The sequence below is a fragment of the uncultured Zoogloea sp. genome, assembly GCF_937894855.1.
Lineage (GTDB): Bacteria > Pseudomonadota > Gammaproteobacteria > Burkholderiales > Rhodocyclaceae > Zoogloea > Zoogloea oryzae.
Genome location: NZ_CALAYQ010000188.1, coordinates 1 through 16,839, shown reverse-complemented (window position 1 = coordinate 16,839; position 16,839 = coordinate 1). Strand labels below are relative to the sequence as shown.

Below are 16,839 nucleotides of genomic sequence, written 5' to 3'. Positions count from 1 at the left end.
CCGACAGCCCCGCCAACCTCAACGGCGGCTGGCTGCAGGCCCAGATCACCACCAACGGCGCCGCCGAAGACCAGCTCTCGGTGCTCAACCAGGGCACCGGCGCCGGCCAGATCGGCGTTTCCGGCAGCAACGTCACCTACGGCGGCACGATCATCGGCACCATCGACGCCAGCAACACCGGCGCCAATGGCGGCGCCCTGCGCATCAACCTGAACAGCAGTGCCACCCAGGCCGCGGTCCAGGCACTGGCCCGGGTGATCTGTTACGCCAACACGTCCGACACGCCGTCCACCGCCAGCCGCACCGTCACCTACACCTTGAACGACGGCGGCAACACCGGCAGCGGCGGCGCCCTCCAGGGCACCCGTACCGCCACCATCAACGTCACCGCGGTGGACGACCCCGCCGTGCTGACCCTCAGCCGCAGCAGCAGCGGCTACGACGAGAACGACGGCAGCTTCTACGTCGATAGCGCCCTCACCCTCACCGACGCGGACAGCACCACCCTGAATGGCGCCCGGGTGGTCATCACCTCCAACCTCGTCTCCGCCGAAGACCGCCTGCAGCCCGCCTCGGGCACCGATGTCAGCGGCAAGATCACCTACGCCTACAACACCAGCACCGGCATCCTTACCCTCACCGGCACCGCGACGATCGCCGAATACCAGGCCGCCCTGCGCGCGGTGAAGTACTACAACCTCAGCGAAAACCCGACCACCACCGCCCGCACCATCAGCATGACCATCGGTGATGCGCTGGCCCTGAGCTTTGGTGGCAAGACCCACTACTACGAGTACGTCTCCGGCAGCTACAGCTGGACCGCCGCCAAGACCGCCGCCGAAGGCCGCACCTTCCAGGGCATGACGGGCTACCTGGCCACCATCACCAGCCAGGGAGAAAACGACTTCATCAAGCAAAAGCTCGGCGCGGACGCCTGGATCGGCGCCTCGGACGACTACACCTATATCAACGCCGCCACCGGCACCACCACCTTCGCCAGCCAGAGCGCCGCCGAAGGCAAGTGGTACTGGGTCACCGGCCCCGAAAAGGGCACCCTGATCTCTACCGGCAATGGCAGCCCCGTCACCGCCAGCGGCGGCTACGCCTACTGGAATGCCGGCGAACCCAACAACTCGGGCAGCACCGAGCACTACGGCGAGATCTATTCGTCGGGTGGCTCCTCTGGCAAATGGAACGACCTGCCGAACAGCGCGCTGCTCCCGTATGTGGTCGAGTACAGCGACAACGGCGGCACGCCCACCTTCAGCAAGACCATCGCGATCACCCCGGTCCGCAAGAACGACGCCCCGGTGAACAACGCCCCGTCCGCCGTGACTGCCATCCAGGAAGACGCGGTCAACAACTCCGGCTCACTGGTGTCGAGCTTCCTGTCGTCCTCCGATGTTGACGCCAGCGCCGTGACCGGGATCGCCGTCACCGCCAACGACAACAGCCACGGCAACTGGCAGTTCTCGACCGACGGCGGCGCCAACTGGGTTGCCTTCGGCACCACCTCCGATGCCGCCGCCCGCCTGCTGCGCAGCACCGACAAGATCCGCTTCGTGCCCGCCGCCGACTACGCCGGCACGGCCACCATCACCTACCGCGCCTGGGACCGCACCAGCGGCACCGCTGGCCTGACCGCCGACCTCTCCGCGGCCACCAGCTATGGCTCCACCAAGGCCGTCGCCAATGGCGACGAAACCGCCTTCTCCGCCACCAAGCAGACCGCCACACTCACCATCACCGCCGTGAATGACGCGCCGGTGCTCACCGCCGCCGCGCCCAGCCTCACCGGCATCACCGAAGACGACACCAGCAACAGCGGCCAGACCGTCTCCAGCGTGCTCGGCACCTCGGTCAATGACGTGGACAGCGGTGCCGCGTCCGGCATCGCCGTCACCAGCCTGGTGAGCGGCAACGGCACCTGGCAGTACTCCACCAACGGCGGCTCCAGCTGGACCAACGTCGGCGCCGTCTCGACCACCAACGCGCTCCTGCTGCGCAGCACCGACAAGCTGCGCTTCGTGCCCGACGCCAAGAACACCACCACCGCCAGCTTCACCTACAAGGCGTGGGACCAGACCGGCGCCACCGCCGGCCAGCAGGGCACGTACGCCAGCACCGCCACCAGCGGCGGCAGCAGCCCCTACTCCACCGCCACCGACACCGCCACGATCGCCGTCACTGCGGTCAATGACGCACCGGTGCTCGGCACCCCGGCCAACTTCGCCAGCATCAGCGAAGACGCCACCAACAACGCCGGCCAGACCGTCTCCAGCCTCCTCGGCAGTGCGATGACCGACGCCGACAGCGGCGCCGTCCAGGGCGTCGCCATCACCGGCGCCACCAACGGCGGCGCCACCGGCGGCTGGCAATACTCCACCGACGGCGGCAGCACCTGGCAATCCCTGGGCACGCCCAGCGCCACCACCGCCCTGCTGCTCAAGAGCAACGACCGCGTGCGCTTCAACCCGGACGGCTTCAAGGGCGGCACACCCACCCTCAGCCTGCGCGGCTGGGATCAGACCAGCGGCACCGCCACCAGCGGCGCGACCCGTGGCGAGGCTGACGTCTCCACCAATGGTGGCATCAACGCCTTCTCGAGCAGCGAATACACCCTCAGCGCCAACGTCACCAACGTGAACGACGCGCCGCAATTCACCACCGGCGCCTCCGCTGGCGCCTTCACCGAGAACGCTGGCGCCGTCAACGTGGGTAGCGGCCTCGTCATCGCCGACGACGGCGGCCAGCTGAGCCGCGCCACCGTCGCCATCAGCAGCGGCTTCACCGCTGGCGACACCCTGGCCGTCGGCACCGCTGGCGGGCTCACCGTCAGCTACAGCAGCCAGACCGGCGTACTCACCCTGTCCGGTACGGCGTCTGTCGCCACCTATCAGGCCGCGCTCAACTCGATCACCTTCAACACCGCGTCCGAAGACCCGACCGTCAACAGCGCCACACGCACGCTCACCTGGAAGGCCACCGACACCGCTGGCGTCAGCAGTGCCGACAGCACCAGCACGATCAACGTCACGCCGCTGGCCGACGCCCCGGTGCTCTCCGGCCAGCCGGCCACCTGGAACTACACCGAAGACGACGGCGCCCGCGTCATCGCCCCCAGCCTCAGCCTCAGCGATGTGGACGACACCCAGTTGGCGGGTGCCACCGTCAGCATCACCGGCACCGGCTACCTGACCGACGGCCGCGAGACCCTCGCCGCCATCACCACCGGCACCGGCATCACCGCCAGCTTCGACGCCACCACCGGCGTGCTCACCCTGTCCGGCACCGACAGCGTCGCCAACTATCAGAAGGTGCTGCGCTCGGTCACCTACGGCAACACCGCCAACTACAACTCGCCCGATCCGGACAACGTCGACCTGTTCACCTCCGGCGGCAGCCAGAACAATCTGCGCACCGTCACCTGGCAGGTCACCGACGCCAACTCCGACGGCGCCGGCGCCACCAGCTCGGCCGCCCGCACCACCGACATCACCCTCAAGAACGCCAACGAGATCCCGCAGGTCACCAACATCACCGGGTCGGCCAGCGCCTCCCCGCTCGACTACGTCGAAGGTGGCGCCCCGGCCACCCTCGAAGGCGCCCTCACCGTCCTCGACGACACCGGCACCATCGGCAGCGACAACGCCATCACCGGCGCCATTGTCCGCATCACCACCGGTCTCGACGCCCAGGACGAGCTGGGCTACTTCGACGCCGGCGCCCTCGGCGCAGCCGGCTGGACCCAGTCCGGCACCGCCCTCAGCGGCACCCTCAGCGGCACTAACGGCAGCGGCGCGGTCGAGATCAGCTACACCTACGATGCCGCCAACGGCGAGATCGTCCTCGCCACCACGGCCGGCACCGCCGGCAAGGCCGACTACACCGCCGTGATGCAGAAGATCGGCTTCCGCAGCACCAGCGACGACCCCACCGCCAGCAACGCCTTGCGCACCCTCATCTGGCGCGTCACCGACAACGCCGGCGTCGAGAGCCAGGTCACCGCCGCCCAGAGCACCGTGGTGCGCATCGAAGCCATCAACGACGCGCCGGTCGTCACCACCGGCGGTGCCAGCATCGGCTACACCGAAGGCTCCACGCCGGTCGTCGCAATATCCAACCTCAGCTTCACCGACCCGGACGACACCACCCTCAGCACCGCCACCGTCAGCATCTCCGCCGGTGGCGTGAGCGGCGATCTGCTGGCGATCGACGCCTCGGTGCTCAGCGCGGCCGGCCTCGCGCTCGACCCCTCCAGCACCGCCACGTCGCTGGTCATCACCGGCAACGCAAGCCTCGCCACCTACGAAAGCGTGCTGCGCCAGATCACCTTCAGCTCGTCCAGCGACAACCCGACTAGCGACGGCACTTCCACCTCGCGCACCCTCACCTGGACGGTCACCGACAGCTTCGGCAGCCGCCTGACGGACCACCCCGCCACCAACGACAGCAGCACCGCCGCCGAAACCAGTGCCGGCGCCACCAGCACCATCACCGTCGCCCCGGCCAACGACGCGCCGACCCTCTCGGGCCTGCCCGGCACTGCCGCGAGCTACACCGAAGGCGGCAGCGCCGTCGTGCTGGCGGGTGCCATCAGCCTCGCCGACGTGGACGACGCCAACCTCACCGAAGCCCGCGTGTGGATCAGCGGCGACTTCACCGCAGGCGACACCCTGTCGGCCACCGTGGGCGCCAGCGGCATCACCGCCAGCTACAACAGCGCCACCGGCGTGCTCACCCTCACCCACGCCGGCGCCACCAAGGCCACCTTCGAGAGCGTCCTGCGCACCGTCACCTACAGCAGCACCGCCGACGATCCCACCGCGGTCTCCGGCACCCGCAGCATCAGCTGGCAGGTCACCGACGCCGACGCCGCCACCAGCGGCGCCAACCTGCTCGACAGCAGCGTCGGCACCAGCAGCGTCGCCCTCACCGCCACCGACAACGCCACCAGCGTCGGCGGCCTCGGCAGCGCCAGCTACGTGGAAAAGGGCTCGGCTACCGTCATCGCCCCGTCGATCACCCTTGCCGACGCCGACGACACCACCCTCGAAGGCATCAGCGTCAGCATCTCCGGCAACTTCACCAGCGGCGACACGCTGGCGGTCACCGCGCCGCTCTCCGGCACCGGCATCTCCGCCTCGTACAACGCCGGCACCGGTGTGCTCACCCTCACCGGCACCGCCACCCTGGCCGACTACCAGGCCGTCGCCCGTTCGATCGTCTTCTCCACGTCCAGCGACAACCCCACTGGCACCGCCACCAGCCGCAGCCTCACCTGGGCCACCACCAGCAGCTTCGGCTCGCGCCTCACCGACGCAGCCGGCGGCAACGATGGCAGCAGCGGTACCGTCACCGCCAACGCCGGCACCAGCAGCCTGTCGATCACCGCCCGCAACGATGCGCCCACCCTGGCGCTCAACCACAACACCGCGCTCGACGCCTCTACCGTGGTCTTCGAGCAGGGCGGCGCGCCGGTTTACGTGCTCGACAACTCCAACCCCAACGTCGTCGGCAGCGCCACCGTCAGCGACGTGGACGATGCCTACGTGGCCAGCGCCAGCGTGGTCATCAGCAACAACCGCAGCAGCGCCGACGTCCTGTCGGTGGCCACGCCCAGCGGCTGGAGCCGCTCCGGCAGCGTGCTCACCACCGGCTCCGGCGCCCAGATCAATGTCACCTACAACGCCGGCACCGGCACCCTGAGCCTCACCACGGCCAGCGGCAACGTCACCAAGGCCGAGTTCGAGAGCCTGCTCGAGCACGTCCAGTACCAGAACGGCTCGTCCTCGCCCACCGACACCGGCGCCAGCCGCGCGCTCACCTGGACGATCACCGACGCCAACGGCGTGGCCGACAGCACCTTCGGCGCCCAGAGCGCCACCGGCACCAGCTATCTGGTGATCCGCGACCTGAACGACGCACCGACCATCTCGCCCACCAGCGCCACCGCCAGCTACACCGAAGGTGCCGCCAGCGTCACCGTGCCGACGATCACCGTCACCGACCCGGACCCGGACGAAATCGTCACCGCCACCCTGACCCTCGCCGACCCCACCCTGGGCAGCCTCAACGTACCCACCGGCGCCGCCTACAACCCCGGCACCGGCGTGTGGACCTTCACCGGCAGCGTCTCGGCGGTGAACACCGCGCTGGCCTCGCTGCACTTCACTCCGGGCACCAACACCGACGTCAACACCACCATCAGCATCTTGATCGCTGATGGCGGCGAAGACAGCGCCACGGCGGCCACCGGCACCATCGCCCTCAACGTGACAGCAGTGAATGATGCCCCCGTCCTCACCCCGGCCGCACCGGTCCTTGCCGGCCTCACCGAAGACGCCACCAACGACGCCGGCCAGACCGTCGCCAGCTTCCGTGGTGCCATCACCGACGTGGATAACGGCGCCCTTTCCGGCATCGTCATCGTCGACCAGACCCCGGGCAACGGCCACTGGGAATTCAAGATCGGCAGCGGCAGCTGGACGGCCTTCGGCACGGTTTCGTCCTCCTCGGCCATCGCCCTGGCCGACGCCGACTTGATCCGCTTCGTGCCCAACGGCGAGAACGCCACCACCGCCAGCTTCACCTACCGCGCGTGGGACGGCGCCGGCGCCACCGCCGGCAGCGGCGTGGATGCCAGCACCACCGGCAACGCCTCGCATTTCTCGTCCGCCTCCGACGAAGCCAGCATCACCGTCACCGCGGTCAATGACGCGCCGGTGCTCGCCGCTGGCGACAGCACCCTCACCGCCATCACCGAGGACGACACCACCAACGCCGGCCAGCTGATCTCCGCCCTGCGTGGCACCACCACCGACGTGGACACCGGCGCCGTCAAGGGCGTCGCGATCACCGGCCTCACCAGTGGCAACGGCACCTGGCAGTACTCCACCGACGGCGGCGCCACCTGGACCAACGCCAACGACGGCGGCACTGTCACTGGCACCCACGCCCTGCTGCTGGCCGACACCGACCGCATCCGTTTCCTGCCCAACGGCCAGAACGCCACCACGGCCAACCTCACCTACCGCGCCTGGGACCGCAGCACCGGCACCGCCGGCCACTACGCCGACACCAGCGTGAACGGCGGCACCTCCGCCTTCTCCGCCCAGCAGAACGGCATGGACATCACCGTCACCGCGGTGAACGACGCCCCGGTGCTCGCCTCTGCGCTGCCGACCCTCACGCCGCTCACCGAAGACGACACCGGCAACACCGGCCAGACTGTCGCCAGCTTCATCGGCAGCACCATCAGCGACGTGGATGCAGGTGCGGTGCAGGGCATCGCCATCAGCGCCACCGCCAACGGCAACGGCCATTGGGAATACTCCACCAACGGCGGCAGCACCTGGAACACCGTCACCGGGCTCACCGGCGCCAACGGCCTGCTGCTCGCGAGCACCGACAAGATCCGCTTCGTGCCGGACGGCCAGAACGCCACCACCGCCACCCTCACCTACCACGCGTGGGACCAGAGCACCGGCACCTCCGGCACCCTGGTCAGCCTGGCGGCCACCGGCAGCACCTCGGCCTTCTCGCCCACCAACAACCAGGCGTCGATCGCGGTCAGCGCCGTCAATGACGCGCCGGTGCTCGCAGCCGGCGACACCACCCTCACGCCGCTCACCGAAGACGACACCAGCAACGCCGGTCAGCTCGTCTCCGCCCTGCGCGGCGTCACCACCGACGCCGACTCCGGTGCGGTGCAAGGCGTGGCGATCACCGGCCTCACCAGCGGCAACGGCACCTGGCAGTACTCCACCGACGGCGGCACCACCTGGGTCAATGCCGACGTGGGCGGCGCCGTGACCGGCACCCATGCCTTGCTGCTGGCCGACACCGACCGCATCCGCTTCCTGCCCAACGGCCAGAACGCCACCACCGCGGCGCTCACCTACCGCGCCTGGGACCGCAGTGCCGGCACCAGCGGCGGCTACGCCGACACCAGCACCAATGGCGCCACCTCTGCCTTCTCTGCCCGGCAGAACGGCATGAACATCGCCGTCAGCGCGGTCAATGACGCCCCGGTCCTGGCCCCGGCGACCCCGACGCTCCCGTCGATCACCGAAGACGACACTGCCAACGCCGGCCAGACTGTCGCCAGCTTCCTCGGCAGCACCATCAGCGACGTGGATAGCGGCGCCCTCCCGGGCATCGCCATCACCGCCGCGGACAACGGCAATGGCCACTGGGAATACTCCACCAACGGCGGCACCACCTGGAACACCGTCACCGGCCTCACCGGCAGCAACGGCCTGCTGCTCAACAGCACCGACAAGATCCGCTTCGTCCCCAACGCCGAAAACCCCACCAACGCCCACCTCACCTACCGCGCGTGGGATCGCACCACCGGCACCGCCGGCACCCTCACCAGCCTGGCCGCCACCGGCGGCGCATCGCCCTTCTCGAGCGCGACCAACGTGGTATCGATCACCGTCGACGCGGTCAACGACGCCCCGATCAACGATGTCACCCCGAGCTACAGCGGCGACTTCCGCGGTGACGGCACCCTGCGTCAGGACGGCACCGTCACCGCCAATCCGGGCCTGTGGCACGACGTGGATGCCGGCGACCCGGCCACCACCTTCCGCTATGTCTGGGAAGTGGCCGACGATGCCGCCGGCACCAACCTGCGCACCATCACCGGCGCCACCGCCCCGAGCTACACCCTCACCGCGGCCGAGATCGGCAAGTTCGTCCGGGTCAAGGTCTTCGGCGGCGACGGCACCACCGAGACGGTCGCCACCGGCGCCTTCAAGGCGGTCACCAACGTCGATCCGCAGAACACCGGCTCCCTCGACACCCAGGACGCCACCGAGAGCGTGCCGTTCAGCTTCACCGTCCCCACCGGCACCTTTGCCGACGCCAACGGCGAAGACACCCTGCACTACTCGGCCACCCTGGCCGACGGCAGCCCGCTGCCCGCCTGGCTCCACTTCGATCCGGTCACCCGCACCTTCTCGGGCACCCCGGGCGGCGGCGACATCGCCGTGCTGCAGATCCGCGTGATCGCCGACGACCACGGCAACCAGCCCGCCCACGCCGACTTCACCCTCCGCGTCGCTGGCGTGCCGGTCAAGCCGGTCGAAGCCAAACCGGAAGTCGAGGTCGAGCCGCCCGTCACGCCGGTGGCCGACCCGATGCCGGTCAAGGCGCCGGCCGACACCGGCTGGACGGCCCCAGCAGCCGGCAGCGGTTCGATCGGCGGAACCTGGACGGTCCCCAAGGGCGATGGCTTCTTCAGTCCGGCCGACCGCGCCCTGTCGGTCACCAGCATCGCCCCGACGCCCGACGCCAGCCGTGCGCCGGTGGGCGGCACCACACCCACCGTCGCCGAAACCCGCCCGGTCACCCAGACCACCGGCCAGAGCGGCCTGACCCGCTCCGACGGTTTCCGCATCGTCGTCCAGGCGCCGGAATCCAAGGCCGACACCAACCTTGTCCTGAGCCGCCCGCTCAACGACCAGGACGTCCGGCCGTCCTCGCCGATCAAGCTGGTCGTTCCGCCCGACACCTTCACCCACACCCGCCTGGATGCGCGCGTACAGCTCTCCGCCCAACTCATCGACGGCACGCCGCTGCCCAACTGGCTGCGCTTCGACGCCCGCAAGGGCGAGTTCATCGGCATTCCGCCGGCGGACTTCGATGGCGATGTCGAGGTCAAGGTCACCGCCAAGGACAACTTCGGCAATCAGGTGTCGACGGTCTTCCGCATCCGTGTCAGCAATGGTCAGCGGGTTTCGTTCAACGGTCGTGAGGGCCTCAGCGCCCAGTTCCGCACGGCCAGCGCCCCCGGGCGTGACGCCGTACGGAGCAGCCTGGTCGAACATGCCCGCCAGGCCCGCGCCCGCAGCGTCTGATCCGCCACCCAGTCGAGGTCACCGTGAGCAGCCCGTCCGATAACGACGCCTTCATTTCCCACTCCCTCGGCGCGCTGTTGCACCTGGCGCGCCGGGCCCGGCTGGCGGCGTCGCCGGCGGAACTGGGCTTCATCGCGGTGAACGAGACCCTGGCCCTCGCGCCCTACCGGCAAGCCGCCCTGTGGCTGGCCGATCGGGGCGTGGTGGCCTTGTCCGGGGTGGTCAGCCCGGATGCCAACGCCCCCTTCGCCCAGTGGCTGGAGCGGGTCGCACGACAACTCCTCAAGGAAGGCGACACCCCCTGCGTGGTGTCGCCCAACACCCTGGCACCCGCCGAGGCGGCCGAATGGGACGAATGGCTCCCGGCCCACGCCCTGTGGGTGCCCCTTTCCAGATCGACCCCGGGCGGCCTGCTGCTTGCCCGGGACACCCCGTGGCAACCGGGTGAGATCGGCCTCGTCACCGAATGGGCCGACATCTGGAGCCACGAATGGCAGATCCAGGCTAAACCCGACGCCAGGAGCCGCTGGCGCATGCTGGCCGACGCCTGGCCCGATGCTGCCGACCGCAAGGCCTGGCGCCGCCACTGGCTTACCTTTCATGGCTGGCGCTTCCGGCTCAAGCGGATGCGCCGATGGCAGGCCGCCGACCTGCGCACCAATGTGGCCGCCCTGTGGCACCGGCGCACCCTGCGTTACTCGATCCTCGCCGCTGCCGTGGCGCTGTTTCCGGTGCGCTTCAGCGTGCTCGCTCCGGGCGAACTCGTCCCGGCCCAGCCGGCGGTCGTCCGCGCACCGCTGGACGGCACGGTGGACAAGTTCTTCGTCACCCCCAACAGCCAGGTCAAGGCCGGCGACAAGCTGTTCCAGCTCGATCTCACCACCCTCTCCAGCCGCCTCGCGGTGGCCAAGCAAGGGCTGGTGACCGCCGAAGCGGAATACCGCCAGTCGGCCCAGCAAGCCGTGTTCGACCCCAAGAGCAAGGCCCAGCTGGCGATCCTGCAAGGCCGCATCGCCGAGCGTCAGGCCGAAGCCGACCTGCTCTCGGCTCAGTTCGCAAAAGCCCAGGCCACCGCGCCGCGGGACGGCATCGTGCTGATGGACGACCCGAGCGAGTGGATCGGCAAGCCGGTGTCCACGGGCGAACGCATCATCACCATCGCCGGCGCCGACGACGCCGAGGTGGAAGCCTGGCTCAGCCCCGGCGACGTCATCGACCTGCCGCCGGGCGCCGAAGTCACCCTCTACCTCAACGCCTCGCCGCTGAAGCCGGTGGAAGCCTCCGTGCGCTACCTCGCCCATGAGGCAGTGTCGCGGCCCGACGGCAGCTTTGCCTACCGCCTGCGCGCCACGCTCGCCGACGGTCAGGAAAAGCCGCGGGTTGGCCTCAAGGGCACCGTGAAGGTGCGCGGCGAGCACGTGCCGCTGGCCTACTGGGTGCTGCGCCGCCCGCTGGCGAGCCTGCGCCAGGCCACCGGCCTCTGAGGAGCCAGCGCGATGCAGGCAGCCCTCGACGCCTCCGCCCTCGCGGCCGATCTTCCCCGCAACCTCCCGCCGCTGCGCGACGAACTCGCCCTCCTCGACGGCCCGGCGGGCCTTGATGGCGCACCCACCTGGAGCCTCCACGATCCGGTGCGCAACCAGTTCTACCGCATCGACTGGACCACCTTCGAGATCCTCGCCCGCTGGCACCTGGGCGATCCGGCGAAGATCGTCGACGCCATTGAAGCCGAGACCACCCTCAACCTCGACGCGCACGACGTGGATCTGGTGGTGCGCTTCCTCACCGATCACCAGCTCATCCGGCCCCTCGGCGAAGCCGGCACCGCCCGCCTCGTCTTTCAGGAGAAAGCCCGCCACAACACCCTGTGGCAATGGCTGCTGCACCACTACCTGTTCTTCCGCGTGCCGCTGATCCGCCCGGACCGCTGGCTGGTGCGCCAGCTGCCGCGAGTCGAGCTGTTCTACTCGGCCACCTTCCTGCGCGTCACCCTCGCCGCGCTGGCGCTGGGGCTGTATCAGGTGGTGCGCCAGTGGGAGCACTTCGCCGCCACGCTGGTGGATACCCTCACCTGGCAGGGCGCGATGGGCTACGGCGTGGCGCTGATCTTCGTGAAGGTGCTCCACGAGTTCGGCCACGCCTTCACCGCCCGGCGGCTGGGCTGCCGGGTGCCGACCATGGGTGTCGCCTTCCTGGTGATGTGGCCGGTGGCCTACACCGACGTGAACGAAGCCTGGCGCCTGACCCGCCGGCAGGACCGCCTCGCCGTGGGCGCCGCCGGCATCCTCACCGAACTCGCCGTGGCCGCCTGGGCAACGCTCGCCTGGGCACTGCTGCCCGACGGCACCCTGCGCGGCACCGCCTTCATGCTGGCCACCACCACCTGGGTCGCCACCGTGGCGATCAACGCGAGCCCCTTCATGCGCTTCGACGGCTACTTCCTGCTATCCGACTATCTCGACTTTCCCAACCTCCACGCCCGCTCCTTTGCGCTGGCCCGCTGGGACCTGCGCGAGCGCCTGTTCGGCCTCGGCGAGCCGGTGCCGGAATTCCTGCCGGCGGCCCGTCGCCGGGGGCTCATCCTCTTCGCCTACGGCGTCTGGCTGTACCGGCTGGTGCTATTCATCGGCATCGCCCTGCTGGTGTACCACTACTTCTTCAAGGCGCTCGGGATTCTGTTGTTTGCGGTCGAGATCGGATGGTTCGTGATGTTGCCCATGTGGAAGGAAATCACCGAGTGGCGCAGCCGCTGGCCCGAGATCAAGGCCAAGGGCGGCGGTCGCGGCAAGCTGTGGCTGCTGATCCTGCTGCTCTTCGTGGCCATCGTGCCGTGGAACTTCCAGGTGAGCAGCCAGGGCCTGATGCGCTCGGCGCGCCACTACCCGTTATTCTCCCCGGGCCCGGCGCAGATCGAGGCAATGCCGGTAAAGCCCGGCGATGGGGTGACCGCCGGCCAGATGATCCTGAAGCTCAGCACCGACGACGCCGAGTACCGCCGCCGCCTCGCCGAAGCCCGCTTCTCGCGGCTGGCCTGGCAGGCTGAAGTCTCGGGCCTCGACGAAACCCTGCGCGCCCGTCAGCCGGTAACCGTCGAGGAACTCGAAGCCGCCAAGGCCGAACTCGCCGGCACCGCTGATGAACTCAAGCGCTACACCGTCACCGCGCCCTTCGACGGGGTGCTCGCCGACATCGCGCCCGACCTGCGCGTGGGCGAAACCGTGGGCCGTCAGCAGCAGCTGGGCGTGCTCATCGATCCTAAGGCGTGGGAAGTGGAAACCTATCTCACCGACGCCGAGGTGGAACGTGTGTCGGTGGGCGACAGCGGACGCTTCCTGCCGGAAACCCCGGGCCTGCCGACCCGCGCCCTGAAGGTGGTGCGCATTGACCGGGACGCCACCCGCGCCCTGCCGGACGCCATGCTGGCTGTGGGCCACGGCGGCGAGGTGCTGGTGCGCGAACGCAACGGGCAGCTGATCCCCGAGCGGGCGGTGTATCGCGTGGTGCTGGCGGTGGATGAAGGCGAGCAGCCCCCGGGCCATGTGCTGCGCGGCGCGGTGACGATCTACGGCCAGCCGAAATCCCTTGCCGGCGATTTCGTCCGCTCCGGCGCCGCACTGCTGATCCGCGAATCGGGCTGGTAAGACGGCCGGGCCCGGTCCGTCCGGCAAAGGCCCATCTCAAGCCCCATCACCAGCGCCATCAACCCGACGCAGGCGGCTCGCCCATCCGCCTGCGTATCGTACAGTTCGACCACCACTCACAGGCCAGATCTGAATCACCGTTCAGGCAGACGGCCAGCCGAACCCATCTCAGCCAGAGCGCTGGTCGTCAATCCCGACCTTAGCGGCAATCCTCCGGCAAGGTTGGCGCCGGCAGACGCTGGGCGCGGCAACGCCAGGCCGTTTTACCGTCGGCCGACTCGGTGAGCTCCCAGATCAGCCGGCCGCCGTCCGGAAAGCCCGCGCCCTGGCGAATCGTGACGACCATCGCCGGCCCGTCCATCTCGATGCCGTAGACGTGAAGCGGCGGCGTGGGAATGAAGCCCGCCTCCACCAGCTTGGCCGGCAGTTCATCGTGCTGACGCCGGTAGGCTTCCACCGACTCGACCGCCCTGCGCCCGAGGGCTGCGGCCTCGGCCACCTTGGCCTTGTTCACGTAGGTCTGGTACTGGGGAATCGCCACTGCCGCCAACATCCCGAGCACCACGAAACCCAGCAGCACAAAGCCGATGATCGCCCCGCTGCGGCTGGTTCCGCCTTTTCCTTCGAGCACGCCCAGCTGATAGGCAGGATCGGTGCCCGCAGCCAGCGCCTCTTCGATCTTCTGGTTGCAGTGGGCGTGGTAAAGCATGTTGCCGTACATGCCCGGCAGCGCCACCTGGGCGATCAGCGCAATGAGCGGGCCAATGTCGCCGAAGATTATCCCGATGATCCAGGCGAGGAGGTTGGCGGCCACGAGATAGGCAAAGCCGACCGCCCACATCCGCCGGTAGATGAACCAGAAGAAGGTCAGCAGCGCCGCCGGCCAGTTCCAGCTGGGCCCGGCCTTGCCGGCCTCGTCGAAAGCCTGGAAGCGGCTGAGGTAGTACTCCTGATTCTTTGGGCCGATGGCGGCCCGGTAAAGCGCCTCACGGTCGGACATGACTAGCCTCTGACAATCCAAAATTGTTTATCGCTGTAAGCCTATCCAGAAGTGACGCAACAGGCAAACGGCATTGTGCTGAAGGCCCGTGCCTCAGCCATTCTCGGGCTGATCGGCGGGCGTCTCGCCCCAGCGGAGCATGCCCGCCACCGGCAGGCCGAACAGATCCAGCGCCCGCGCCACGCTGTGGGTGACCAGCGCCTCCACCGACGCCGGCTTGTGATACAGCGCCGGCACCGGCGGAAAGATCACACCGCCCATCTCGGTGACGGCCGTCATGTTGCGCAGATGGCCCAGATGCAGCGGTGTCTCGCGCACCATCAGCACCAGGCGGCGGCGTTCCTTCAGCACCACGTCGGCGGCGCGGGTGAGGAGATTTTCGGTGATGCCGTGGGCGATCGCCCCCAGGCTGCTCATGGAACACGGCGCCACCAGCATCCCGAGGGTCTGGAACGAGCCGCTGGAGATCGCCGCGCCGAGGTTCTGCGGCGTATGGACGACATCTGCCAGCGCCTCCGCCGCGCCGGGCGGCACGTCGGTCTCCATCGCCCGGGTGAGCTGGGCGCCCTTCGAGATCACGAGATGCACTTCCACGTCCATCGGCCGCAGGAGCTCGAGGGCCTTCATGCCGTACTGGAAACCACTGGCGCCGCTGATGCCGACGACGATGCGGGGCTTGCTCATGTTTGATTAGGGGATAAAGGATTGACCGGACAAGGCGCCCAATCCTGCCACGTCCGCCGCGCCTTGCCTACCGGCGCACAACGCTGCACAGGCAGCCAGTTGCGGCTGGCGGTATAATGCCCCGCTTCCCGTTTTCACCTCCGGAACCCGCCGTGCACAAGAAAATCCTGATCCTCGATTTCGGCTCCCAGGTCACCCAGCTCATCGCCCGCCGCGTGCGCGAACAGCAGGTGTACTGCGAAATCCATCCCTACGACGTCTCCGACGACTTCGTCCGCAACTTCGCGCCCGAGGGGATCATCCTGTCCGGCGGCCCCAACTCGGTCTATGAAGCCACCGAATGGAAGGCCCCGATGGCCGTCTTCGAGATCGGCGTGCCGGTGCTGGGCATCTGCTACGGCATGCAGACCATGGCCAGCCAGCTCGGCGGCAAGGTCGAGAGCTCCGGCAAGCGCGAGTTCGGCTACGCCGAGATCCGCGCCCGCGGCCACTCTGAACTCTTCCGCAACATCCAGGACCGCAGCAACATTGATGGCCACGGCCTGCTCGACGTGTGGATGAGCCACGGCGACAAGGTCACCGAGCTGCCCTCCGGCTTCAAGGTCATCGCCTCCAACGAATCCACCCCCATCGCTGCGATGGCCGACGAGGCCCGCAAGTTCTACGCGGTGCAGTTCCACCCGGAAGTCACCCACACCATCAAGGGCAAGGAGATGATTGCCCGCTTCGTGCACGAGATCTGCGGCTGCCAGAACGATTGGAACATGCCCGACTACGTGGCCGAGGCCATCGAGAAGGTGCGCGCCCAGGTGGGTTCGGATGAAGTCATCCTGGGCCTCTCCGGCGGTGTCGATTCCTCTGTGGTTGCTGCGCTGCTCCACAAGGCCATCGGCGACCAGCTCACCTGCGTGTTCGTGGATAACGGCCTGCTCCGCCTCAACGAAGGCGAGATGGTGATGCAGATGTTCGCCCGCAACCTGGGCGTCAAGGTCATCCACGTGGATGCCACCGAGCAGTTCATGGGCCACCTGGCCGGCGTGACCGACCCGGAAGCCAAGCGCAAGATCATCGGCCGCGAGTTCGTCGAGGTCTTCCAGGCCGAAGCCGCCAAGCTTCCCAACGCCAAGTGGCTGGCCCAGGGCACCATCTACCCGGACGTGATCGAATCCGCCGGCGCCAAGACCGGCAAGGCCCACGCCATCAAGAGCCACCACAACGTGGGCGGCCTGCCCGAAACCCTCAACCTCAAGCTCCTCGAGCCCCTGCGCGAACTTTTCAAGGACGAAGTGCGCGAGCTGGGCGTTGCCCTCGGCCTGCCCCACGAGATGGTCTATCGCCATCCCTTCCCCGGCCCGGGCCTCGGCGTGCGCATCCTTGGTGAGGTGAAGAAGGATTTCGCCGACCTCCTCCGCCGCGCCGACGCCATCTTCATCGACGAACTGCGCGCCGCCGACTGGTACGACAAGACCAGCCAGGCCTTCGCGGTGTTCCTGCCGGTGAAGAGCGTGGGCGTGATGGGCGACGGCCGCACCTACGAATACGTCGTCGCGCTGCGCGCCGTGCAGACCGCCGACTTCATGACCGCCCACTGGGCCGAGCTGCCCCACAGCCTGCTGGGCAAGGTGTCCAACCGCATCATCAACGAAGT

6 protein-coding genes are annotated in these 16,839 nt (G+C 68.7%); 4 read left to right on the top strand and 2 right to left on the bottom strand.

What is annotated here, in order from left to right; all coding sequences use genetic code 11:
• The first annotated feature begins 80 nt into the window (after positions 1–80).
• Genes Q0672_RS20350 through Q0672_RS20340 form a run of 3 tightly spaced genes read left to right on the top strand, consistent with a single transcriptional unit; the run spans position 81 to position 13,507 of the window.
• Positions 81–9,866, top strand: a complete 9,786-nt coding sequence (locus tag Q0672_RS20350; RefSeq protein ID WP_298625221.1) for an Ig-like domain-containing protein — start codon at positions 81–83, stop codon at positions 9,864–9,866.
• 23 nt (positions 9,867–9,889) lie between these two features.
• Positions 9,890–11,350: an HlyD family efflux transporter periplasmic adaptor subunit gene (locus Q0672_RS20345; protein WP_298625219.1), complete on the top strand. Its 1,461-nt coding sequence runs from the start codon at positions 9,890–9,892 to the stop codon at positions 11,348–11,350.
• A 12-nt stretch (positions 11,351–11,362) separates the two neighbouring features.
• Positions 11,363–13,507 (top strand): HlyD family efflux transporter periplasmic adaptor subunit, encoded by a 2,145-nt coding sequence (locus Q0672_RS20340; RefSeq protein ID WP_298625218.1) that lies wholly within the window; start codon positions 11,363–11,365, stop codon positions 13,505–13,507.
• A 199-nt stretch (positions 13,508–13,706) separates the two neighbouring features.
• On the opposite strand, the gene Q0672_RS20335 is transcribed toward Q0672_RS20340, so the two are convergent.
• Both Q0672_RS20335 and Q0672_RS20330 read right to left on the bottom strand, forming a co-directional pair.
• Positions 13,707–14,507, bottom strand: a complete 801-nt coding sequence (locus Q0672_RS20335; RefSeq protein ID WP_298625216.1) for a DUF2628 domain-containing protein — start codon at positions 14,505–14,507, stop codon at positions 13,707–13,709.
• A 93-nt stretch (positions 14,508–14,600) separates the two neighbouring features.
• Entirely contained in the window at positions 14,601–15,191 is a 591-nt protein-coding gene (locus Q0672_RS20330) for a UbiX family flavin prenyltransferase (RefSeq protein WP_298625214.1), read from the bottom strand.
• Between the two features lie 152 nt (positions 15,192–15,343).
• Between Q0672_RS20330 and guaA the strand changes: the two genes are divergently transcribed.
• The coding region (gene guaA / locus Q0672_RS20325) for a glutamine-hydrolyzing GMP synthase (protein ID WP_298625212.1) at positions 15,344–16,839 on the top strand (1,496 nt) is incomplete at its 3' end.